Genomic DNA, 22,201 nt, shown 5'->3' on the forward strand with positions numbered 1-22,201 from the left:
ATAAAGAAACACAACTCCCACAGGAGAGTTGTGTTTTAAAATTAAAGACAACTTTCCTGCGCTAGTACTAACCAGATCAGGTTCAAAGGGTCAAGAGATTCCATCCCTTTCTCAGCCCTAACAGAGCTCCCCTAGTTTTTAAGATTAATATTTAATTTTTAGTTATTAAAATTATAACAGATTAAATACGAATTTGCAACCATACAATTTTTTAGTTATTATTGTTTGCAATTTTCTTACTTTTATTCATAATCCTGTCTATCACTGTTAAAATAGAAACTCCTTCTAACCAAAAATCTTCATAATTCTTATTAATTACATTTTGTATTTTATTTTCGCATTTAGCTTTATCAAAACCACTGGGACTTTCTACAACTCCGCGCTTGTTATAGCTTAATAACTGCTCTTTTAATCGAACCCTTAACTTTACTTCTTCTCTCCACAGAGATTCTAAAGGTAGATAAGCTGGCAATATCTTTAACTTCTTAGCTATAAATAAATTCTTCTGCTGATTAAGAAACTTAGCAAACTTATAAGCCGCTTTAGTATGATCATCCCCTTTATACTCCTGCTGTCTAAAGAGAAGTAAACCAGCCACATCTACAGGTACTTTCTTCGCTTCAAGATTCTTTGTAGGTAAGGGCAGTAAAGTTAATTTAACATCTGATTCTTCTTTATTCTTTTGATAGAAGTTATTCAACAGCCATATATTAACCGGAGCAATAACGCCTGCTTTCTGCTGCCAGAAGTTAGGTAACATTTTTTTATTCATTTCCTCTGGTTCTCTAGGAAAAACCTCATTACTGCGTAGATCATCTAAGAACTCAAAAGCCTGTTTTAAGTCATCACTAGTAAAGGCTAAGTTTCCTTTCGAAGTTACTAATCTATCTTTTCCGTTAGCACTTAATAATTGATAAAATAACTTAGGGTTATAGGGATTAAAAATAATTGAAGTATTCTTATCCAAATCTGCAATTTCTGATGCTATTTGTTGGAACTCTCCCCATGTCCAACCATTCTTTTCTATCTGATCTACTGTTGAATTTGTCTTACTAAATAGTTTTTGATTCCCAGCCCAGACCTGCGGTTTAATCCAGTTGGGCAGCCCCCAGACCTGCTGATTATACGTAAAGGCCTTAAGCCCTACTTTGTTGTACTTATCTCTTTCCGATTCTTCTTTCTGCTTAAAAAAGATATTAACAGGAATCTGCAACTTTTTATTCATTAATTTATTACCAAAAATACCGTGGTAGATATCAGGAGGATTTCCCGCTTCCAGACTATTCTTTAGTTTATCTCGTCCTTCAATAAAAGATAATAGCTTATAATTTACTTTGATATTTGGATACATATCATTAAATTCACTAATTGCCTCTTTTAAAAAGTTTTCATATTCTTTTTCTTGGCCAATAAAAAGAGGATAATCCCAGTAAGTAATTTCATACTCTTTTTTAGAATCTAACTGTACTTTAGGATCAATCTTAAAACCTTTCTGTCCTTCATAATTAAAATAAAAAGTTAAAGCTCCAGTTGTAATTATTATCAACAGTACCATTCCAACCAATAGCAGCCAATTTACATCAGAAAAGAATTTCTTCAACACACCTATACTATCCCCTTTCTTACTTGAGATTTAAGATGTAAAAAGTATTTTGATCGGCTGTTAGATCATCCTGTAAACCGTAGATATACTTAAACTCTTTTATAGCTTTTTCTGTACTATCGCCAAATCTTCCATCAGTATAGCCTGGATCAAATCCATACTCTCTAAGCTTCTCCTGGAATAACAGAACATCCTTTCCAGTCTGGCCCGGACGAAGATTATGAGTAATCTTGATTGGATCCCGTTTACCGATAATCTTGACTCTAGTACCAATATCCACCCAGGAGTAGAGTATCTTTACATGACGGTTGTACATTCTAATACAGCCGTGGCTGGCAGCCGTACCGATAGATCCCGGCTTGTTGGTACCATGAATACCAAAGATACCCCAGGGCACATTCAGCCTCATCCAGCGAACTCCAAAACCGCCGCCCCAGTGGGCATCTTTGGCAATTATTGCCCATTCACCAATAGGTGATTTAGTTGAAGGTTTTCCTACTGCTACTGGAAATTCATGATAAGGTTCGCCGTCAGAATAAACTGTCATCTTCTTTTTATAAGTATCAATTAGAAGAAAGACCTCACCTTCAGGAGCTTCTAAATCATCACTGGAGGCTTCAGTTATCTTCTCCCCTTTTTTAAGCTTATGGGCTATCTGCTGCCAGATCGATTCGTTTACCACCCCTGTAGTTGGAAGATCATTTGCTTTCTGAAACTCTTTTACTGCCAAATATGTACTCCAATTATAAGTTGAATTTAACTGCTGATCATAGAATCCTAACTTCTTTAGCTCTCTCTGTAATTCCCAAATATCATTGCCTTCCATTCGGGATTCAGTTAATTTTAACTGACGGTACTCTTGACAACTACAGGAAGTTTCTGCATCTTCAGCTAAAACTGATGATGAAAAGATAAAAAGCATTACTATCAAAAGTATACTTATTTTCTTTAAGCTCAATTTCAACCTCCTTTCTTGCCTAAACCTCTTTAGCTAGCTAATCCTTGGTATTAAATGAATACGTAATAAAAAATTAAAATATACTATTAACCCGAAATAAATTAAGTTATAAAAATCAAAGAACTCTTTTTATTTTCTGTTTAAACTTTCTAAAGGGATTATCAATGTAAAATAGAATAGCTCCAAGTATGATAAAGATAAAGTTAGTTAACCAGGCAGCTACTAACGGAGAAAAGACTTCATTACGTCCTAGAGAACGGCTTAATGATAATAAGAGATAGTAAAAAAAGATAATTATAATAGTAAACAGAATATTAACTCCTTTGCTATTTTTACCTTTGATGCTTAAAATCGAACCTACTAAAATAAAAATTAGCGCTGAAAACGGCATAGCAAACTTCAAATGGTATTCTACTAATAACGAATTCGGATCTGCTCCAATCTTCTTTAAAAACTCTATCTCTTCTTTTAATTCCTTTATACTCATTTCCGATGGAGACTGCTGGTCAGCAAATCTATTAATATTTGCTTTAAATCCAACAGTTATATCTTTAAATTTATCTTTATTTATTAGATTACCATCATTATTATATTTATAAATATATCCCTCATTTAATTCCCATTTATTATCCTTATAGACTCTCCCTTTATTAGCCATAATAATATTAGGATAATCCTGTTTACTATCAAGTTCATAAATAACAATATCCTTTACAGTAGATTGACTTTCATTATATTTTCCTATATAGAAAAGTTTATTTCTAGTACCCTTAAAGAAGATATTTTCTTTGATTTCAGGCATCCGGGACTTTAAAACAGTTTCATTCATAATAACCTGGAATCTTTTATTTGAAAAGGGAACCACTTTTTCATTTAATAGGTAATTTCCTCCACTGATTATTAATCCTAAAATTATTAAAGGGAGTATTAATCTATAAATACTGATTGACCCCATCCGTAAAGCCGTAATTTCATTATCCTTACTTAACCGACCTAAGCCTATAATAGTAGCAAATAAAACTGACATAGGAATTGCTCTTACAATAATAGTAGGTAACTTATAAATAAGTAATTTTAATACCGAACTTAATGCTACTTTTCTGATAATAATTAAATCAGTTAGTTCAAATAAAAAGGAACTTAACATTATAATTGAAATAATAATTAATCCAATTAAAAATAGTATAGTTACCTCTTTCAGTATGTATTTATCAATTAATTTAATAGGTATCATCCTTCAAGAATCTCCTTTTTACAGGCCATAGCTTTAATCTGGAAATAACTTATCTCTTCCGGTAGTGCTTCTTTTATCGGTTTTAATCTATCATTACTACTTTCTTCTATCTTCTCTAAAATCAACTGCCGGTATTGAGCAGGTACAAATGAATCTAAATCTACTTCCTGTCCTTCCTCAGCTGCTCTAATTATATGATTCTGCACAGTAGTTAAGGCCAAATCTCTCATCTCAGCTATCTCTTCTAAGTTATTATCTGACTGATATAATTTATAACTTTTCATATAGCTCTTTAACTCTTTATTCTTGATTATCTTATCTTTCTCTTGTTTTATTCTTGTCTTTTCCCGATCAATGTCTTTATTTACACAGTACTGATTAATCTTTTCTAGGAATTGAAAACCATATTTTTTAAATTTAATTTTTCCCATCCCGCTAACCTTCATCATTTCTTCCTTATTAGAAGGAAGTTTCTCAACCATATCCTGAAGAGTGCTATCATGAAAAATGACAAAGGGAGCTACCCTCTCCTCGGCAGCTATCTCTTTTCTTAACCTCCGCAAGATATCAAAGAGTTCATTATCCTCAGAAATCTTTTCTGTCTCTTTTCTAACTATCCGTTTTACTTTCTTTTCATCCTGTAAAACAGAATAGGCCTTATCAGTAAGTTTAGTTACTGAATACTTTCCTTCAGTTAGGTAAATATAACCTTCTGCCACTAAGAACTTAATTAAGTTCTTGATTTCTTTAATGGTATATTCAGGCATTATTCCATAGGTAGATAGTTCATTCAGGTCTAACTCCAGAATAGCTTTGCTTTTTGAACCGCTCAGCACCTTGGCAGTCTTGGTAATACCATACCGTTCATTCATTCGATAAATACAGGATAGAATCTTCTGGGCTTTAACAGTTATATCCTTTATCTCCTGGTTATCATTACAGTTACTACAGTTATTACATTCAGCCGGCGGGTTATCCTCTCCAAAATACTCCAATATATAGTTGCGCAGACAGCTATCAGTATAAGAATAATTTATCATCTGCTGCAGCTTTTTATGGGCCAACTTTTTTCGTTCTAAAGATAGATTGGATTCTTCGATAAAGTATTTAGGTAATCTAGTATCACTAGGTGAAAATAACAAAACACATTCACTCTGCTCTCCATCCCGACCGGCCCGTCCTGCTTCCTGATAATAAGACTCTATATCCTTGGGCATATTATGATGAATTACATACCTTACATTAGATTTATCGATTCCCATACCAAAAGCATTAGTAGCCACAACAACCTCTATCCTATCATATAAGAAATCATCCTGGGTTTTCTTTCTAACTACTGAACTTAAACCAGCATGATACTTCCCTACAGCAAAGCCTTCTTCTTGTAGGAAAGAATAAAGATTATCCACCTCTTTTCTAGTAGCAGCATAGATAATTCCTGCTTCCCCGCTGTTTGTAGCTACATATTCCTCTATAAAATCTCGTTTATCTTCTCCTTTGATTAATTTAAAGTTTAAATTTGGTCGGTCAAAGCTTGTAATGAAGATATTTGATTCTTTAATATCCAAAATACTGCCTATATCCTTTCTAACATCCTCCGTAGCAGTAGCCGTAAAAGCAGTTACAATAGGATTATCATCTAATTTATCTAAAAGATTAGAAATTAAAAGATAAGCTGGTCTAAAGTCATGACCCCATTGAGAAATACAGTGGGCTTCATCAACAACTATTAAAGAGATATCAATAGTCTTTAATAAAGAAAAAAATTTATTAGACTCCAAACGCTCAGGAGCTATGTAAAGCAGGTCATACTGATCTAACTTAACTCCTTCTATTCTATTCCTAATTTCTTTTCTACTCAAAGAACTATTAATAAATGTTGCATCAATCCCTACTGCTCGTAAAGAATCAATCTGATCCTTCATCAATGAAATTAAAGGGGAAAATACAACTGTAACTCCTGATAAACAGACAGCAGGAATCTGAAAGCAGATTGACTTGCCGCCTCCAGTAGGTAGAATACCAATAGTATTATTACCGGCCAATATATTATCAATAATTTCCTTCTGTCCCGGTTTAAATGACTTATAACCAAAGTAATTCTGTAAAATCTGTTTTGGTCTTCTTGACATCTAACTTCCTCCTAACTACAAACCTATTTATTTATTCTAGATTTTTAATCTGATTTCCTGTGGATTACTTCAGTATAATTAAATTTATTTTTTAGTTTTTTTAAATATTCCACTGCTTCAGTTCGGTTCTCTATTTTACCTTGGGCTTGGGCTTCTCTAATTTTATCCAAGATTCGTCCTACCTGAGGTCCTTCCTCTATATTAAGTAACTCCATTACATCATAACCGGTTAACAGTAGCTTAGAGGTCCTTTTTTTCATCTTTTCTGTATCACTAATTAATTCTTTAATAAAGTCTAAATTATCGGCAATTTCCTCTCTGCGTTCATTCCACAACTTTGTTGCTAATATGTCAGCAGCAGCAAGCAGACATACATCACCTACTACTCCTTTAGCCGCTCGAAAGAAACGGTACTTACCCTTCTGAGTTAGGTTATCAGCAGAATAAAGGGATAAAGGACGCATATGGTATCTGATTAATCTTTTGATATATTTTATCTTGCGGCGGCTAAAAGTAAGCTGCCGTAGAATTGGTACTATTTTCTTAGCCCCTTCTTTATGATGGCCATAAAAATGAACCTCACCATCGATCATCTCTTCCGTCCATAACTTACCGATATCATGGAAAAGAGCAGCCAGCTTAAGCAGTGGAATCTGATCATTACTTACCTGTTTGCTCCAAAAAACATCCCGTAACAACTCTTCTAACTGCTCAACGGTATATAGCGAATGAGTCCAGACATCTTCTTTATGATACTTACACTTCCCTATTTTTTTCATCATTTTTATTTCCGGAATTAAGTATGAAAGTAATCCGCTCTTCTTTTCTAGATACTCTAGATTATCAGCAGCTTTATCCGCCGCTGCTATTTTTAGTAATTCCTCTTTGATCCGCTCCGAAGCTACTTCAGTAATTAGCTGCGAATCCTTCTGCATTAATTCTTCTGTTTTAGAATTAATGGTAAAGTTCAATTCCGCTCTAAATCTAACCCCCCGCAGCAGCCGAAGTGGATCTTCTTTAAAGGTTTCTTTATTTATTGCTCTAATTGTCTTCTCTTTAAGATCACTTCTTCCTCCAGTAGGATCAATTATCTCTCCGGACAAACCTCTATCTTTATCCAAATCTATTCCATCTATATCACTAGCTAAAGCATTGATAGTAAAGTCCCGCCCTAGTAAATCTTCATAAATAGAATCACCTATAATCGGTGCAAGATCGTAATTTAACTCTTCAGTAACTACTCTATAAGTATCCCGCTTTTTATCCAAAACTACAAAACCACCTGTAACCAAATCGGCAAATTTTCTAGCTATTATCCTAACCTTATCATTAATTGCTACATCAATATCTTTAATCTCTCGTTCCAATAAGTAATCACGAATTATTCCTCCGACTAAATATCCTTTAATATTATGTTGGTTCAATATTTCAACTAAATAATTGAGATGTTCCATACCTATTAGCCCCTTCAATTTTTAATCAAATCCCACTATAATACTACTATAATTAATAATTAATTTCCTGCTAAATAACAAAAGTCCTATGCCGATAATTAGCACAGGACTCTGTTTACTTTATATTACCACTAATACTTATTAAATTATACCTTGAATCTTTAACACAAAATGAGAAATTATTGCTGAACCAAAGAAAGTACCTATAAATACTGCAATAGCTACGATAAATACTTTCCAACTTAATCTTTTTAAGGTTTCTATTTTATTACCTACAGAAATTCCGGCAAAGGCAAGTATAGGAGTTGTAGTTCCTAAGAAGCTTACCTGGTCAGTATACTTTAAGAACAGCTCTGCGGTAGGCATAAAAGGCATACTTAAGATTAAAGCCGTCATTGAAGCCCAAGCAAAAGCCGGAAACTTAATATTTGGAAATAAATCTTTGATAATTAATGCCAACATAGCTATACCTATGACTAACACTATACCTGGAATAGCTTTAGTAATCGACATTCCATAGCCAATTTTCTGTCCAATTAGAATCATAATTCCAACTATTATCATTGCCTTTAATTGGTTTAATGTTTTTCGTCCCTTAAGCTTCATTAGTCTCTTCCCCTTCCTCGCTACCGATTACTGGTTCTAGCTTATCATAAAGGAAATTCACCGCAGGTAAACCGATAAATATAACTGAATATAACCCGGTAACTCCTGTTAGCATATTACTGGTAGCAGCATAAGCCAGAATAGTATCCTTCATTTCTGGTACTGCTTCGGCTAATGAACCAGAAGCAGCAGTCATCATACTTCCACTCCCCATTCCACTAGCCATTGCTAAAGCATAAGGATGGAGACCGGTTAGGCTGGCTGATAAAGCTCCCAGTAATCCAAAAAAGATAGTTCCAAATACTGTTCCTGTCAAATAGGTTCCTAATACTCCGGTTCCCTCGGGAGAAGCAATACCATACCTTTCTCCTATTACTCCTAAAGTAGGCTCTCTACATATACTTGCAGTAGCCCCAACAGCCTCCCGCTTCATACCTAAAAATAGAGCAAAAGGTAAAGCTATACATATTGTTCCTAAATTACCTAGTTCCTGAAGTAAAAAAGCAGGACCAGCCTGAACAACTTTGACAATATTAGGACCAACAAGAGTACCATATTTTACTCCTAAAGGCAATAAAGAAATCATTACTAATGGACCTGCTGTTTCAATCTCTTCTTTAGAAACAAGATTCTTCAAACCAGAAATTGCCTTCCCTAATAAATCAGGAGTAATTGCCATTCCAATAATAACTGCAAATAACATTGGGAGTAAAACAACCTGTCCTGGTCCTAATGAAAACTTAATAATTCCAATAGCTTCCGTTATCATTACAATTAATAATGCTGTTAAATATAATCTGATAAAGATACTAGTTCGACCCTTAGTTTCAAGTAATTCTTCTGGTTTTTTCTTTTCCTCCATTATCACACTACCTCCTCATTTAAATAACTTTTCTCTAATCTTTGAAATCCTCTTTAATGTCTCTAGTTATTCCGTCTAAAAATCCTAGATACTCTTCTTTAGTAAGTTCTGGATCGAAATCATCAATAATTTCTTTGGCAGTCTGAGCTTCATCAAAAAGTAAATCTACGATTGTAGTCGCTAATGTTTTGGCAGGAGTAATAATTGCTAATTCTGGATCATCTAATCTAAAGTCACGAGTATGAATATCTCCCTTTACCCCTCCAAAGAATGGATGGAGACTCGGCATTAAATGGGAAACATCCCCAAAATCGAAGGAGCCAGTAAAGCTTGCTCCTTCCTGAATATTATTCTCTCCAATAAATTTTGTTAAATTTGATTTAAATAAAGTATCAAATTCAGTATCAGTTAATAACGGTAAATATCCAGGCATATCAGAAATATTAATCTCAGCTCCTACTGCCATAGCCCCAGCTTTTAAGGAACGATTAACCTTTTTGTTAGCATCTATTATTCCTTCAATAGTTCTCGCCCTTACATAAGTTTCTATTCTAACATCAGCCGGAACAACATTTACTATATCCCCTCCTTTAGTAATAATTGGATGAACTCTTACCTTCTCCTCTTCAGGAAAAGTTTCGCGTTGAGCATGAATATTCGACATTGCCAGCATAGCTCCATTTAAAGCATTTACCCCTTCTTCCGGTGCAGAACCTGCATGGGACTCTTTACCGACAAACTGTACTTTTTTACCGACAAATCCGTTACCGCTTCCGCCGATTAAAGCTTTCTTGTCACCTAAATCTAGCGAATGAATCATCATTGCTAAATCAACATTATCCAATTCTCCCTGATAGATAAGCTCCTGTTTACCACCAAAAAACTTAATTTTCCCTTCCTCTAAAAGTTTTGATCTATATTCCAACTCTACATACTCCTCTGCCGGTACAGCAATAAATTCTACATTTCCCTCAAGTTCATTAACAACATTTGATGAAACAAGTCCTATTGCTGCTCCCAACATTGCTGATAATTGAATGTTATGGCCGCAGGCATGCACAGCACCAGTTTCAGGGTCTGCATCAGGATGTTCCGGACAGGTTATGGAATCTAATTCTCCCAATAAAGCTATTGTAGGGCCAGGATTCTGGTTTTCTATTCTCCCCTTACAGCCGGTAACTGCAATATCCTTTTTTACTTTTAATCCTAAATCTTTTAACTCCTGACTAATAGCCTCAGTACTGAAGGTCTCCTTATATCCCAATTCAGGATTATCATAAATCTTTTGATTAAAAGCAATGATTCTTTCTCTATTTTCATCGATCACTTTACAGATTTTCTGTTTTAATTCTTCTTTATTCATCTTTTATTCACCTCACTCTACTTAATTAGATGTTAATAGTGTATAATATTATAATCGATATTTTTTATTTATTTACTTAACTGCAATTACTGAAATTTCCACTGCAACATCTTTAGGTAAACGTGCCACTTCCATGCAGGCTCTGGCCGGCGGTTCTTCAGCAAAATATTCAGCATAAATATCATTAACAGAGTCGAAATTGTTGATATCATCCAAAAAGACTTCAGCTTTAACTACATCTTTTAAAGTGCAGTCTGTTTCCTTTAGAATCGCAGTTAAATTATCCAATACCTGCTTAGTCTGAGCTTCTACATCACCATCAATTAATTCCTCTGTTTCAGGATCAATAGCAATCTGACCTGAAACATAGATAGTATCTCCTACTTTAACCGCCTGTGAATAGGAACCAACAGCTGCTGGTGCTTCATCAGTATGAATTAATTCCTTTGTCATTATTGATTCCCCCTTATCATATTATAATTTAATTTCTCCGCTTAACCTGATATTCATCTTTATTTAACATAATAATAATTTTATCTATCCTTACTAAATTTCCTTTAAATAATTATAGACTGTATAACGAGAAACACCTAGATCATCAGCAATTCTTTCTACTGCTCCTTTAATTATAAAAGCACTTTTCTGTTCTAAGAATTCAATCACTTTGAGTTTATCCTCTTTTTCCATAAAAGGCACTGGCTTATTTACCTGGTCTATAGCTGCTTTTATCATCTTATTTAATACATCATTGATATCATTAGCAAAGATTTCATACTCTATTTCTTTTTGATTAGAATCTTTGTTACTATCTTCTTCCATTGCACAGAAATTATTAATAATATTCTGAACTAAAGATAATTTAGTTACATCATAATTAATACATAAACAACCGATGACTTCTTCCCTATCATCTTTAATAAAGAGAGTTGAAGATTTAAAGGTTCGACCATCTTCTGTCTGATTGCGGTAATTTACGATATCCTCTGGATTGGACTCTTGGCGCAGAGTCTTTAAAACTAAATCAGTTACTGGTCCTCCTAACTCTCTATCAGTTAACCCTCCTGCTAGAAAGATAATCGAACTAGTAGGATCACTTAAATCATGAATAACAACTTCCGAATCTTGGCCCAAAAATTTATGTATTCCCTTAGCAATTGATTTTACATTCTCTAAATATGGATGGACCTCTCGAGTATCATCTACTAAAATTCTCATCTAATATTCCCTCACTTTATCTACAAAATATCAGAGGAAAAGCTGGCTACTAAAAAAATAATAGCCAACTTTTTTACTCTTATTCCAATATAGTTATTTAAATCTCCATTCCCATTGAATTTTCCTTGGCTTCAGGTATTTCCTTGACCGGTTCGCCGTTTGGTCCAATATATCGTCTCCCAAATCCAGTAATTACTGCTCCAAACATTACAAGTACTAAGAACCAGCCGTGGAACACATAAGGCCATAATTTAGTAGTTGGAATTACATTTACAAAATCATATTGACCAGCTACATTCTGTAAAGTACTGTAGGCCAATAAAACTGCTCCACTCCAAGGGAAAATATAACCTAAAGCAGAAGTTGTTGCATCTAATAAATTAGCTCTACGATACGGATGGATATGAAAGTCTTCCCCTACTTCTTTAACAAAAGGAGCTGCTGCAATTTCAGCTGCTGTATTGATTGTAATAAAAACATTCAGTCCAGCAATTAAAAGCCACATAGACAGTTCTGCTCGGGAAACCTTATTCTGGATCTTAGATGCAAGCCATTTCTTCATAGACTCCATTGTTCCTCCGCACTGCATTATATAACCAGCAGCAACAATCAATAGAATTAATACTGCCATCGGTACATATCCCATAACACCGTCTACAATAGCTCCAGTAACTACTCCTTCTTCTCCATTTATAAATAACAGGTCCTGGATCTTAATTAATCCTGTTGTCACTCCCATAACTGAAGCTGTCAGAATCCCCCAGGTTAATGAAATAATCAAGTGATTACCGCTCATAGCTAAATAAATTACTAATGCAAACGGAATTAAGAATAATAATCCTATCGGCTCAGCCGAATTGGACATATATTCTGTAGCCTTAGCAGCACTAATTCCCATTTTACCAGATGCTGTTCCAAATATAAATAATAGAATCATAGCCGGAATAGCTGCTATAATACAATACTTAAACCGAGACCGGACTACACCGGGTACATCAGTTTCTTGAGTTACCGCCGAAACAATAGTCGTATCCGATACCGGAGCTAGATTATCCCCAAAGGCTGCTCCGCTTAAGATACCGGCCAATAACACAATTGGGTGGGCTCCCATAATAATTCCAGCTGGATACATTAAAGTTGTAAATGCAACTACTGTACCATAACCTGTTCCCACAGCAGTTGAGAATAATGCTGCCAATAGAAAAGTAACAATTACAAATGCTGAACCTTCCACTCCCATAGAACTAGCGATCCAAACCAAACCCTTCACTAAGCCGCCTTCCTGCAGAATCTGAGCAAAAGTCCCTGCAAAAAACCAGGCAACTATGGCTACAACCCCTACATCCTGAGACATACCTTCAAAAATTTTTTCACAATATTTTTCCCACTCATCCTTGACTAAAAACATACCTAAGACTAAGCCGATTAATGCACCAACAATTAATCCCTTAGTGTCCGGAGCTCCCTGTACAGAAATAAAGATAGCCCAGAATACAAAGAATAACATCGGAACTGCTCCACCAAAGGTTCCAACTCTAAAATTAATTCTGTCTTCATTTATCTCTTTTTCTGGCATTATACTTCCTCCTTATATTCTTTGAATATTGCTGAAATTTTAGATTAAATTTTAATAGTGCTTAATCTGCTTTCAACTGCTCTTTTATTCTACACCCAGTAGGAGTAGCAGCTAAACCTCCTAATGATGTCTCTCTTAACTCTTCTGGCAATGCTTCGCCAACTTCCTTCATTGCTATAATTACTTCATCGATAGGAATCTTACTTTCTACTCCAGCCAAAGCCATCTCAGCTGCTACTAACGCATTAGCTGCTCCCATTGTATTCCGCTTAATACAAGGGATTTCTACTAATCCAGCAACAGGATCACAGACTAACCCTAAAATATTCTTGAGAGCAATGGCTGTTGCATTAGCTACTTGGTTATTATCCCCCCCTAATAAATATGTAATAGCTGCAGCTGCCATACCAGAAGCTGTTCCACACTCAGCCTGACATCCTCCAGCAGCACCAGAGACTGATGCTTGCTTAGCAACTGCTAAACCTATTCCAGATGCTACAAATAATGAATCAACTATTTCTTTATCAGATATATCTATATCATCAGCAATAGTTAATAAAGCACCAGGCAAGATACCACAGGAACCCGCCGTCGGCACAGCCACTATCTTACCCATAGCAGCATTTACCTCTGATACAGCCAAAGCTCTAGTAATAGCCTGAGACATAATATTTCCAGTTATTGTTTCTTCTCTTTCTCTAGCTGAGGCAATTAATTTAGCATCGCCTCCCACCAAACCACTCATGGAAGTTATATCTTCTGTTAATCCCTGCTTAATTGCTTCTCTCATCACCTCTAAACTTTTATTCATTCTCTTTCTAATCTCTACTTCAGACTTTTCTGATAATTCTTTTTCTCGTTTAATAACTACTTCAGTTATTGATACTTCATGCTTTTCTGTTAAATTAATTAATTCCTTTACTGTCTCAAAATCATACATCTAAATCCCTTCTTTCTATTCAATAGGATTCACCAGTTTAACCTTTTTTACCTCTGAAACCTTTTGTATTTTATTCAATATTGAAACATCTAATTGATAGTCCAAACCAATAACTGCAGTAGCCAGAGTACCTTTATTCTGTCTAACTACTTTCATTTCAGCAATATTGAGTTGATATTCATTCAGTATAGCAGAAACTTTAGCTACAACTCCTGGTTTATCTTCATGTAAAGTAATTAAAGTTGGATACTCACCAGTCAAATCAACCTCAACTCCATCAATCTCAGTAACTACTATACTGCCTCCACCGATAGAAGAAGCAGTAATAATATTCATATCTTCATCTATATCCTCAATTTTTAATTTTACAGTATTAGGATGAACTTTCCCTAAATCTGCCGGGATAAACTCAAACTCTATTTTCTTCTGTTTAGCTAACTGAAATGACTTTTTTATCAAGCTATTTTCTGTTGATAGCCCCAATAAACCACCGATTAATGCTTTATCAGTTCCATGTCCTTGGTAGGTTTCTCTAAAAGAACCATGTAAATAAATCTTTACTCTTTTAAAATCCTTCCCCACTATTTCTCGGGCTAGATTACCGATTCGAACTGCCCCAGCAGTATGAGAACTAGACGGCCCTACCATTACTGGCCCTAATGTATCAAAAGCACTTAAATTACTCATTTTATCACCACTTAAAATTATTATGTATAACTTACATATTTTTTGTAAGTTCCGCTTATATTATAGTTATCATTCGACAAAATGTCAAATGGTTATTAATTTTTTTGAATAACTATTATGAAATTTTAATTTTTTTATATTATTTAATCAATTTTTAAAATTAATTTTGAGCAATTTAGATGTTAATTGTGCCCGGCTATTAACCCCTATTTTCCTAAAAATACTATATAAATGTTTCTTCACTGTATTTATTGAAATAAATAATTCACCAGCAATCTCTTCATTATTTAAGCCGCTAACTACAAGCTTGGCTACTTCTATTTCTCGATTGGAAAACTTATATAGCAGTCCTTCAATCTCAATTAATTTTGAATAATCAACTTCTTCAATCTCAGATCTTTTTTCAAGAACTATTAATTTATGTAATTGATTACTTAAATGAGGACGAAGTAATTCAAGATATAGTAATTCTTTAAGATTAAAATCAGGACTATGCTCATCACGATAGAAACTTAAAGTACCTAATAATTGATCATTATAATGAAGATCAACTCCACAGAGATAATAACAGCCGTTAACTCTTAAAAAATCATTAAAGAATTCCGTCTTCTTCCATTTACTATAATCCATCACTTGAGTACTTTTGCTTGGATGGGGCTGATTGAAAGTTTTCTCTTTTAAGCCATCTATATATTGAAAATAATTAATATAATCATCTATTACCCGAGAATCCACATTAACACTAGTTGTTTTTTCAAATTGACTATTGAGTTTGTTATAAACAAAAAAATTACTTGAATCATAAGCAATTAAAGCTTTGATTAATTCTAAAACCTTTAGTTTATAATCTTTAAAAGAATCAATACTGCCGACTTGGATTAAGAACTGATGGATTAACTGCCAATCTTCAGCTGTAATTACTTCCATTTTAATCATCCTTTATTGTAAAATAGAACTTTTGGGTAATATCTTAAATGAAGAAACAGTGGTATAATTAATTATACATTTCTTCAATAAAGTATAAATTCCTACAAAAGGAGGGGAAAATGATGAAAAAATTAATGGTTATTTTGGGAATTATGATGTTAATGAACTTATGTATTATTAGTACAGCAAGTGCATTTATCGGTATTGAAAACTTAAACATGTTATCTATTTATGAAGACAGCTGGGTTTTAGACCGCTTTAAGCCGCTAGAACCAGGGGAATTAGATGTTGGAGAGTACCGAATTTCTACTAATTTTGGTCGGATAATCAATGATGATTATAATGATTATAATTCTAATCTCAATAATTATTATATCGGTTTTGATACCGCATTTGAAAATGATTGGTATTTAAATTCCAGCTATAATTTTACTCCTTACTATCAACATAGTAGTCAAGGAGATAGAAGTAGATACGATAACATTAATCTGATGTTAACCCGCTCTTTTAATGACGATAATCAGTTCTACTGCGGCTATTCTAGAATCAAGAACAAAGAGAAAGAATATGATTCTGGAGAATTTTCTCATATTAAAAAAGATACAAATGATCTCTTCTTCATCGGCGCCGAATTCTACGGTTCCTTTCTTGATTAGTAAAATTACTCCTCTCTAAAAATAATTAAGGATAGTGTCAGATCTGACACTATCCTTTCTTTCTGCACTATCCAAGTTATTTATTCTTTATCTACTACTGGCACTGCTAGTCCGCCTTGAGGCATGATAACTGAAGTATAATCCTGTCCGTGCTTTTCTTCTACATAATCAAGAGCTTCACTAATTGACGAAGCCTTCTTAGCAAATAGCTGCTCAGTAGTCTCTCTATCAAAATCGGAAATTAAGATAATATCCTTCTTCATAGCTACTTTGCTAATAGCAAAAGCCTTATGTCCGCCCAATACAAACTTATCCTTGATCCGATGTAGATTATCCTTCGGTTCTGTAGAAGAAGAAAGCCAGTCAGTAAAAATATTCTCACCTAAACCTTCTCTACATTCAGCAGCTAAAATAATAGTACCGCCTTCTTTGGTAGCATAATCAGCATTATCCAGAGCCTTTTGAGCTTGATAAAAATTTATATCCTTAGGATAGCCGCCAGCGCTTACGATAGCAGCATCAGCCTTTTCTTCTAACGATACATGATACATTTCACTTGAAGTATTAACTCCCTGCTGCCAGGCCTGCTTATAATTACCAGCAACTACTTCTACAATCTCCTTGTTGCTGTTAGTAACTACATTTAAGATGAAGTCAACTCCAGCCTTTCTGGCAGCTTCTAACATCTCTTGACTGATCTGATTCTCTTCTATCGGTGGTAAATTGCCGATTAGATCAACCATATGAGAATGGTTATACTCTATGCTTTCTCTGCCGGCTACACCTGGTAGAATAGACTTGCGTCCTCCAGAGAAACCAGCAAAATAGTGAGGAAGAATCACTCCAAGGGTAATTAATAGATCAGCCTCCACAACTTCTCGATTCAAATAGAGTCTATTACCCGAACTTAACTTACCGAGATCAACTAGATTCTCATCAGGATTATGAGAAATAAATTTATATTCATCTAGCAGTTTCTCACCGAAAATAGATAAATTCTGTTCTTTAGTATTAGGCTCATGGATTCCAGTAGCAATTACAAAGGTAATATTCTCCTGTTCTATTCCAACTTTATGTAATTCTTCTAATAACGGCGGCAGAAGATATTCATAGGGAGTTGGTCGACTGACATCATTAACTATAATTACTACTTTATCCGGTAGTTCTTCATTAACTAATTCAGCTATCGAAAGTGAATTAATTGGATTCTGTAAACTATCTTTAACTGCTTTTAAGGGATCGGCTACTCCTCTCTGCTCATTAGGTAGTAATACTCTACTTTTAGTTAGCCTACTTTGATCAAAATTCAACTCTTCTTCTCCATACTTTAACTTCATTTTCTAACTCCTCCAGTACTATTATAATGATATATTCTATTATATTATCCAAATAAATTAATTTTTCTCCTTCCCTTTGGAATCCTCCCTAACAGCAAGATATATACCGCTCAAAATAAAGATGCTTCCAATCAAGGTTCCAATTGGAGGAACCTCATTTAGAATAAAGAAGGCTAAAATAGTTGAACCTATAGGTTCAACTAAAATTGAAGTAGCTACTACTGGCGATGAAACATACTTTAGAGCCCAGTTAAACGAAGTATGTCCAATTAGATTCGGTCCTAGAGCTAAAAGAAAAAAGATAAAATAATCGTTGAGGCTATAACTGACTAATTTATATCCCTGCCCCAGAACAAAAATATAAAGAAAGAGAGCACTAATTGAATAAATAACAAATACATACGGTAGAAGAGATAATTCCTCTCTTAACTTACTGGCAATTAAGACATAACCAGCAATCATAACTGCTCCAGCTAAGGCTAAAAGATCGCCGTATAAGAAGTTTCCAGCAACCTTTAAGTCACTGAATCCAATAATTACACTACCAACTACCGCTACGACGATTCCTACTATTAATGAAGCCGATGCCTCTTCTTTAAAGATTAAATAACTACCTAAAGTTACAAAGATAGGCTGCATAGCTACAAATACTACCGAACTGGCTACAGTAGTATAATTTAATGAAGTTATCCAAAAAATAAAGTGGGCTGCCAGAAAGAAGCCGCCACAAAAGATCGATATAAAGTATTTCCTGGTAAGTACCTCCTTTATTTCACCTCTATTTCTAACAATAACTATTGGAAAGAGAATTATAGAAGCTAAGGCCATTCGATAAAAGGCAACTACTGGTGCCGGCGCAGTAGTTAATTTAATTAGAATTGCTGCAAAAGAGATTATAAAGACTCCTAAAATGAGTATTAAGTATGGATTAAAACGGGATTCAGTCATAGGATACGCTCCTTATTGATGTGGTTATTGTTTTGAGGTTTAGTTATGAGTAACCAAACAATAAGTAACTAAGTTAAATATAGCAACTAAAAATTATTCAAATTTTCCCTTTTCAAGAAATGAAACTACTAACTCTGCTGTTTCAAACTTATAATGAATCTCTTTATGACCATAGGAAAGTATTATAAAATCCTTTAAACCTTCATACTTGACTGACTCAACATGTACTAATCCATCACTTTCTTTAGATAATAGCTTACCTAGTAATAAATTATTCTTATTTCCAGCAATAGCGCCGATATCTATCTTACTATCTTCCACAAGTTCTAGCTTTCTTACTTCCTCTGTCTGCAGTGATCTCAAAGTCTTAAGTATATTAACCAAAATTGTCGATAAATCCGCTGCAATATCGGCTAACTGACTGCCGTAATTGGGGGTTCCGATTAGTACAGCTCTACCCACTTTATCTATTGTGTCTGTAGTAGCCAAAAAATTCCTAACAATCAATCCTCCTGTACTGTGGCCTACAAGATGGATTAGTTCTTCATCATCCAGACTGGATATCAATATTTCCATCTCTTTTTTGAATATAGAAGCTGCAGTTTCTATCGTTTTAAAGGTTAAAGGTAGATCAACTGTAATTCCTTCATAGCCTAACTGATTTAAATTCTCTTGTAGCTGCAGCATATCTCTACTATCCTTACTAAAACCATGGACTAATACTACTTTATTATTCATCATTCTCCTCCTTCATCCCCTATTACTGTATATCTACAAGATTTGATCATCAATCTCCTGCCCTAGCAATGCAACTTCAAAATTAGTAGGAAGAAATTCATTCCGGTCCCAGGTTAAAAATGTTTGCGCATAACCTAGGCCATCTGCATTATACCTGCCAATAATCCGCTGAATTGCAAATAGATCATAAGTATCCTTTCTTTCATCTCTCACTATAGGAAATAATCCTCCTAGCGGTAGTACATCACCTTCAATTGGTTCTTTTAATCTGCCCTCAGCATAATAGATCTCAGAAAGATATTCTGCATCTCGATAACTTATATCAATTACAAAGATCTTACCTAAAGTCTTATTGATCACCTCTACCTTATAAAAATCTCTATAATTAACCTTATATTCATAATTCTGATTGAATTCTTCAAAATCAAATATCAACTCTAGACTTCTACCATTAAAGGAATAGATATAATAATAGGCAACTCCTCCGCTGCCGCCTGAATCTATACTGACTTTAACATCTGCAACTCCATTTTTAGTAAAATCGCCTATAAATAATCTTGATCCATAACCTGAATCAGTTTCAAGCGATACAGATATATATCTACCTGTTGCCCCATTCTGAACAACTAAAGTTATATTTTCTGCAAAGATTGCATCATTATCTTCCTTATTACCGATTAAATAAATATTATCCTCAATCCCATCTCCTGTTACATCTCCTGCTTTGGAATCTAAAAGATAGATACTATCCTCAACCAGATCCAGCTCCTTTTTGACATAAGATAAAAGTTCTTTCTCCACATTATCCCTCCTCAGATAGAATATCTTACTTACTTTTATCTTATGTCTTCTAGATATCACTGGTTCATAATCTAAAATAAAAAAGGTTACCTACTTTTAAATTAGGTAACCAGAATCAACTATTAAATTATAACTATTTCTACCTAATCTCCAGCTGTAATCCTTCATTAGGCGGAATAATTGCTAAGTTAGTCTGGTTTTTTTCATCTAGTTCATCAAAGTATAATAAATCCTTTAAAATTTTGGTATCTCCCTTTACAACTTGATAATCTAAACCCTCTCCCCGCTCCTCTTTAAGCAGATCATCAATAAAGTTATACATCGCTTCTGTATATCTATAATGTATAGAATCTAAATTATCATTATCAATTAAAGTTATAGAATCATAATTCTTTAGAGCTTCAAAGCTAACAAATCTGGCCTTATCTTCTGGGTATCCAAGTTCAGCTAACTTCTGATAGCGGTCCTTTTGGTACCAGTCTACAATTTTTTGACTATCACCAGACTGATAATCTCTAAACTTATCAATCCATTTTTGTAATTCCTCTTCTTTATTAGCTAAAAATAAGTACCGCTTATATGTATCTCCACCGCAGTCAATCCAGCCCCGGCTTAAATAATATGTTCCTCCCTTCTCAAGCTCATCTTTAATCTCTCTTCCGCCGAGAAACATAGGTATACAGTCGTGAACTTTAGGAATAACTAGACTGGCCTCTTTAGCCTTTAATCCTTCAACTCCACCGCTGCAGAGACCATAGCCTAAAATTATATAGTCATAATCCTTTTTGGCTTCTAATTCATCTATCACCTCCTGAATCTCATCTCGCATATCTTCACAATTAGGCAGATTATGTAGTCCCTGCGGAAGAAATTCAACATCAAAATCACCATTAATAAGCTCAAATATCTCCTCATAGAGCACTTTACAGGAAATAACCGCTTTTTTCATTCTTAATACACCTCCATAATAAGATTGATTATTAAATATATAATTCAATCTTTACATTTATAATTCCTGCTTATCAATTTCACAGATAACCTCTTCTGCATATCCCTGTAGAGTATAATAAATTTCATTCTTAAAAGTATCATTTAACCTATATATCTCTTCTTCAATATCATCTACCAAATCCTTTACCTCCGTAAATGAAGTGTTATCTAGAGTAATAGGATTCTCTTCTGTTTCCAAACTGCAGGTTTCTCTATCGGAAAATACAATATGCCGCCGACAGTTCCAGGGCCTAGCAGGATATACTCTACATAGATTCTTTTGGGAATAAAAGATGCAGGAAAATTCCTTTTTATGTGATCTAATAACTTCACCATAACTTTTTGAAGCATCAGTACTATTCCTTAACCTAATTCTTTTATTTACTTCTGACTGAATTTCATTAATCTCATCCTGATTAAAATTGTTCATTATAAATTCATCAATCATCATTCCTTCAAGCTCAGTAATATATACTAATTTATCACAGCATTGATTGCAGCCCTTTTGACAAGCAATAAATTCATCAAATTCTGCTAATAAATTACCTCCTAAAGTATATAGCCTCTGTAATAATCTAAATAACTCTTCAGTCTTTACTTCATTTACACTATAGTTTGCTATCTCTCGTTTGAAATCATTTAATTTATCTCTAACTTCAGTTACTACTTCTTGATTGATACTAACTTTTCTATCCTCATAATTCCTCATTAATGGCTTCTGCCCTCCTAAGAAACACTTATAATTATCTTTTTATCGTATTCCAAGCAAGAAAACTCCATCCAAATCTTTGATTTGGGTGGTGCTGAATTGCTTAGTTAAATTGTAATCCAATATTACAATTTAACTAATTTGTTTTTTGCCTTTAAAGCAAAATCCTTAACGGTAATTTTTTTCTTCATTATCATTACCTCCATATCAGTTTAGTTTTGATTTTATTCAATATTTTATCCCCTCAAAACATTCTTAACCCATTGATATAATAGGCACTAAACAGGATTTCTGATAACGTCTTAGAAATTTTTAACGTCTTAGAAATATTTCTAAGACGATCTATAACCATTAATCTATTTCACGATACCCCCATTAATTTCCTGTCAAAAACAAAAAAATCCATTACTGTATCTGAATTCTTATCCTCAAAAATTATTTTCTCTATAAACTTCTGCTTCCAAA

21 protein-coding genes and 1 riboswitch are annotated in these 22,201 nt (G+C 34.1%); of the genes, 1 reads left to right on the forward strand and 20 read right to left on the reverse strand.

The genetic code is table 11. The annotated features are described in order from the left end of the window. Positions 1-36 precede the first annotated feature (36 nt). Positions 37-143, reverse strand: a riboswitch (TPP riboswitch). A gap of 68 nt (positions 144-211) precedes the next feature. The 14 genes from acear_RS06165 to acear_RS06230 all read right to left on the reverse strand — a co-directional run bounded on the left by acear_RS06165 (position 212) and on the right by acear_RS06230 (position 15,557). After that, a complete protein-coding gene (locus tag acear_RS06165) occupies positions 212-1,603 on the reverse strand; it encodes an ABC transporter substrate-binding protein (protein WP_013278151.1) in 1,392 nt (463 codons plus the stop codon). Positions 1,604-1,622: 19 nt separating this feature from the next. Continuing rightward, positions 1,623-2,561 carry a L,D-transpeptidase family protein gene (locus tag acear_RS06170; RefSeq protein ID WP_013278152.1) on the reverse strand — a complete coding sequence of 313 codons (939 nt, stop codon included), beginning with the start codon at positions 2,559-2,561 and terminating at the stop codon, positions 1,623-1,625. Between the two features lie 115 nt (positions 2,562-2,676). Next, positions 2,677-3,795: an LptF/LptG family permease gene (locus acear_RS06175; RefSeq protein WP_013278153.1), complete on the reverse strand. Its 1,119-nt coding sequence runs from the start codon at positions 3,793-3,795 to the stop codon at positions 2,677-2,679. Continuing rightward, positions 3,792-5,927, reverse strand: coding sequence for a DNA helicase RecQ (gene recQ, locus acear_RS06180; protein ID WP_013278154.1), 2,136 nt, complete (start codon positions 5,925-5,927; stop codon positions 3,792-3,794). Before recQ ends, acear_RS06175 begins: the two co-directional genes overlap by 4 nt. A gap of 44 nt (positions 5,928-5,971) precedes the next feature. Then, on the reverse strand, positions 5,972-7,381 hold the full coding sequence (locus acear_RS06185) for a CCA tRNA nucleotidyltransferase (RefSeq protein ID WP_013278155.1): 1,410 nt from the start codon (positions 7,379-7,381) through the stop codon (positions 5,972-5,974). A 141-nt stretch (positions 7,382-7,522) separates the two neighbouring features. Beyond that, positions 7,523-7,987 carry a hypothetical protein gene (locus acear_RS06190; RefSeq protein WP_013278156.1) on the reverse strand — a complete coding sequence of 155 codons (465 nt, stop codon included), beginning with the start codon at positions 7,985-7,987 and terminating at the stop codon, positions 7,523-7,525. Further along, entirely contained in the window at positions 7,977-8,849 is an 873-nt protein-coding gene (locus acear_RS06195; RefSeq protein WP_013278157.1) for a DUF3100 domain-containing protein, read from the reverse strand. The genes acear_RS06190 and acear_RS06195 overlap by 11 nt, the downstream gene beginning before the upstream one ends. A gap of 34 nt (positions 8,850-8,883) precedes the next feature. Then, complete coding sequence (locus acear_RS06200) at positions 8,884-10,212, reverse strand: amidohydrolase (protein ID WP_013278158.1); 1,329 nt, start codon at positions 10,210-10,212, stop codon at positions 8,884-8,886. 72 nt (positions 10,213-10,284) lie between these two features. After that, positions 10,285-10,665, reverse strand: coding sequence for a RidA family protein (locus tag acear_RS06205; protein ID WP_013278159.1), 381 nt, complete (start codon positions 10,663-10,665; stop codon positions 10,285-10,287). 93 nt (positions 10,666-10,758) lie between these two features. After that, positions 10,759-11,427: a helix-turn-helix transcriptional regulator gene (locus acear_RS06210; RefSeq protein WP_013278160.1), complete on the reverse strand. Its 669-nt coding sequence runs from the start codon at positions 11,425-11,427 to the stop codon at positions 10,759-10,761. Positions 11,428-11,524: 97 nt separating this feature from the next. Then, positions 11,525-13,003 carry a Na+/H+ antiporter NhaC family protein gene (locus tag acear_RS06215; protein ID WP_013278161.1) on the reverse strand — a complete coding sequence of 493 codons (1,479 nt, stop codon included), beginning with the start codon at positions 13,001-13,003 and terminating at the stop codon, positions 11,525-11,527. 61 nt (positions 13,004-13,064) lie between these two features. Continuing rightward, positions 13,065-13,943 carry an L-serine ammonia-lyase, iron-sulfur-dependent, subunit alpha gene (gene sdaAA, locus acear_RS06220; protein WP_013278162.1) on the reverse strand — a complete coding sequence of 293 codons (879 nt, stop codon included), beginning with the start codon at positions 13,941-13,943 and terminating at the stop codon, positions 13,065-13,067. A gap of 15 nt (positions 13,944-13,958) precedes the next feature. Continuing rightward, positions 13,959-14,630: an L-serine ammonia-lyase, iron-sulfur-dependent subunit beta gene (gene sdaAB / locus acear_RS06225; protein ID WP_013278163.1), complete on the reverse strand. Its 672-nt coding sequence runs from the start codon at positions 14,628-14,630 to the stop codon at positions 13,959-13,961. A 147-nt stretch (positions 14,631-14,777) separates the two neighbouring features. After that, positions 14,778-15,557, reverse strand: a complete 780-nt coding sequence (locus tag acear_RS06230; protein WP_013278164.1) for a response regulator transcription factor — start codon at positions 15,555-15,557, stop codon at positions 14,778-14,780. Between the two features lie 122 nt (positions 15,558-15,679). On the opposite strand from acear_RS06230, the gene acear_RS06235 reads away from it, so the two are divergent. Then, positions 15,680-16,213 (forward strand): hypothetical protein, encoded by a 534-nt coding sequence (locus tag acear_RS06235; RefSeq protein WP_013278165.1) that lies wholly within the window; start codon positions 15,680-15,682, stop codon positions 16,211-16,213. Between the two features lie 80 nt (positions 16,214-16,293). On the opposite strand, the gene larAH6 is transcribed toward acear_RS06235, so the two are convergent. From larAH6 to acear_RS06265, 6 genes are all read right to left on the reverse strand, one after another. After that, entirely contained in the window at positions 16,294-17,550 is a 1,257-nt protein-coding gene (gene larAH6, locus acear_RS06240) for a nickel-dependent malate racemase, LarAH6 family (protein ID WP_013278166.1), read from the reverse strand. A 57-nt stretch (positions 17,551-17,607) separates the two neighbouring features. After that, entirely contained in the window at positions 17,608-18,498 is an 891-nt protein-coding gene (locus acear_RS06245) for a DMT family transporter (protein WP_013278167.1), read from the reverse strand. A 93-nt stretch (positions 18,499-18,591) separates the two neighbouring features. Further along, complete coding sequence (locus tag acear_RS06250) at positions 18,592-19,236, reverse strand: lipase family alpha/beta hydrolase (RefSeq protein WP_013278168.1); 645 nt, start codon at positions 19,234-19,236, stop codon at positions 18,592-18,594. 33 nt (positions 19,237-19,269) lie between these two features. Next, positions 19,270-20,037 (reverse strand): hypothetical protein, encoded by a 768-nt coding sequence (locus tag acear_RS06255; RefSeq protein WP_013278169.1) that lies wholly within the window; start codon positions 20,035-20,037, stop codon positions 19,270-19,272. A gap of 139 nt (positions 20,038-20,176) precedes the next feature. After that, the gene (locus acear_RS12125; protein ID WP_013278170.1) at positions 20,177-20,986 is read right to left on the reverse strand and encodes a DUF1638 domain-containing protein; all 810 of its coding nucleotides are present in this window, start codon (positions 20,984-20,986) and stop codon (positions 20,177-20,179) included. A 57-nt stretch (positions 20,987-21,043) separates the two neighbouring features. Continuing rightward, positions 21,044-21,736 (reverse strand): YkgJ family cysteine cluster protein, encoded by a 693-nt coding sequence (locus acear_RS06265; RefSeq protein ID WP_013278171.1) that lies wholly within the window; start codon positions 21,734-21,736, stop codon positions 21,044-21,046. Between the last annotated feature and the right edge of the window lie 465 nt (positions 21,737-22,201).

It is taken from the genome of Acetohalobium arabaticum DSM 5501 (assembly GCF_000144695.1).
Lineage (GTDB): Bacteria > Bacillota > Halanaerobiia > Halobacteroidales > Acetohalobiaceae > Acetohalobium > Acetohalobium arabaticum.

Bases quoted from the DNA above. Each gene is read 5' to 3' on its own strand.
- acear_RS06195 (WP_013278157.1), bottom strand. From the start codon at position 8,849: ATGGAGGAAAAGAAAAAACCAGAAGAATTACTTGAAACTAAGGGTCGA.
- acear_RS06230 (WP_013278164.1), bottom strand. From the start codon at position 15,557: ATGGAAGTAATTACAGCTGAAGATTGGCAGTTAATCCATCAGTTCTTA.
- acear_RS06200 (WP_013278158.1), bottom strand. From the start codon at position 10,212: ATGAATAAAGAAGAATTAAAACAGAAAATCTGTAAAGTGATCGATGAA.
- acear_RS06185 (WP_013278155.1), bottom strand. From the start codon at position 7,381: ATGGAACATCTCAATTATTTAGTTGAAATATTGAACCAACATAATATT.
- acear_RS06210 (WP_013278160.1), bottom strand. From the start codon at position 11,427: ATGAGAATTTTAGTAGATGATACTCGAGAGGTCCATCCATATTTAGAG.
- acear_RS06265 (WP_013278171.1), bottom strand. From the start codon at position 21,736: ATGAGGAATTATGAGGATAGAAAAGTTAGTATCAATCAAGAAGTAGTA.
- acear_RS06245 (WP_013278167.1), bottom strand. From the start codon at position 18,498: ATGACTGAATCCCGTTTTAATCCATACTTAATACTCATTTTAGGAGTC.
- acear_RS06215 (WP_013278161.1), bottom strand. From the start codon at position 13,003: ATGCCAGAAAAAGAGATAAATGAAGACAGAATTAATTTTAGAGTTGGA.
- acear_RS06205 (WP_013278159.1), bottom strand. From the start codon at position 10,665: ATGACAAAGGAATTAATTCATACTGATGAAGCACCAGCAGCTGTTGGT.
- recQ (WP_013278154.1), bottom strand. From the start codon at position 5,927: ATGTCAAGAAGACCAAAACAGATTTTACAGAATTACTTTGGTTATAAG.
- sdaAA (WP_013278162.1), bottom strand. From the start codon at position 13,943: ATGTATGATTTTGAGACAGTAAAGGAATTAATTAATTTAACAGAAAAG.
- acear_RS06250 (WP_013278168.1), bottom strand. From the start codon at position 19,236: ATGAATAATAAAGTAGTATTAGTCCATGGTTTTAGTAAGGATAGTAGA.
- acear_RS06175 (WP_013278153.1), bottom strand. From the start codon at position 3,795: ATGATACCTATTAAATTAATTGATAAATACATACTGAAAGAGGTAACT.
- acear_RS06235 (WP_013278165.1), top strand. From the start codon at position 15,680: ATGAAAAAATTAATGGTTATTTTGGGAATTATGATGTTAATGAACTTA.
- sdaAB (WP_013278163.1), bottom strand. From the start codon at position 14,630: ATGAGTAATTTAAGTGCTTTTGATACATTAGGGCCAGTAATGGTAGGG.
- acear_RS06190 (WP_013278156.1), bottom strand. From the start codon at position 7,987: ATGAAGCTTAAGGGACGAAAAACATTAAACCAATTAAAGGCAATGATA.
- larAH6 (WP_013278166.1), bottom strand. From the start codon at position 17,550: ATGAAGTTAAAGTATGGAGAAGAAGAGTTGAATTTTGATCAAAGTAGG.
- acear_RS12125 (WP_013278170.1), bottom strand. From the start codon at position 20,986: ATGAAAAAAGCGGTTATTTCCTGTAAAGTGCTCTATGAGGAGATATTT.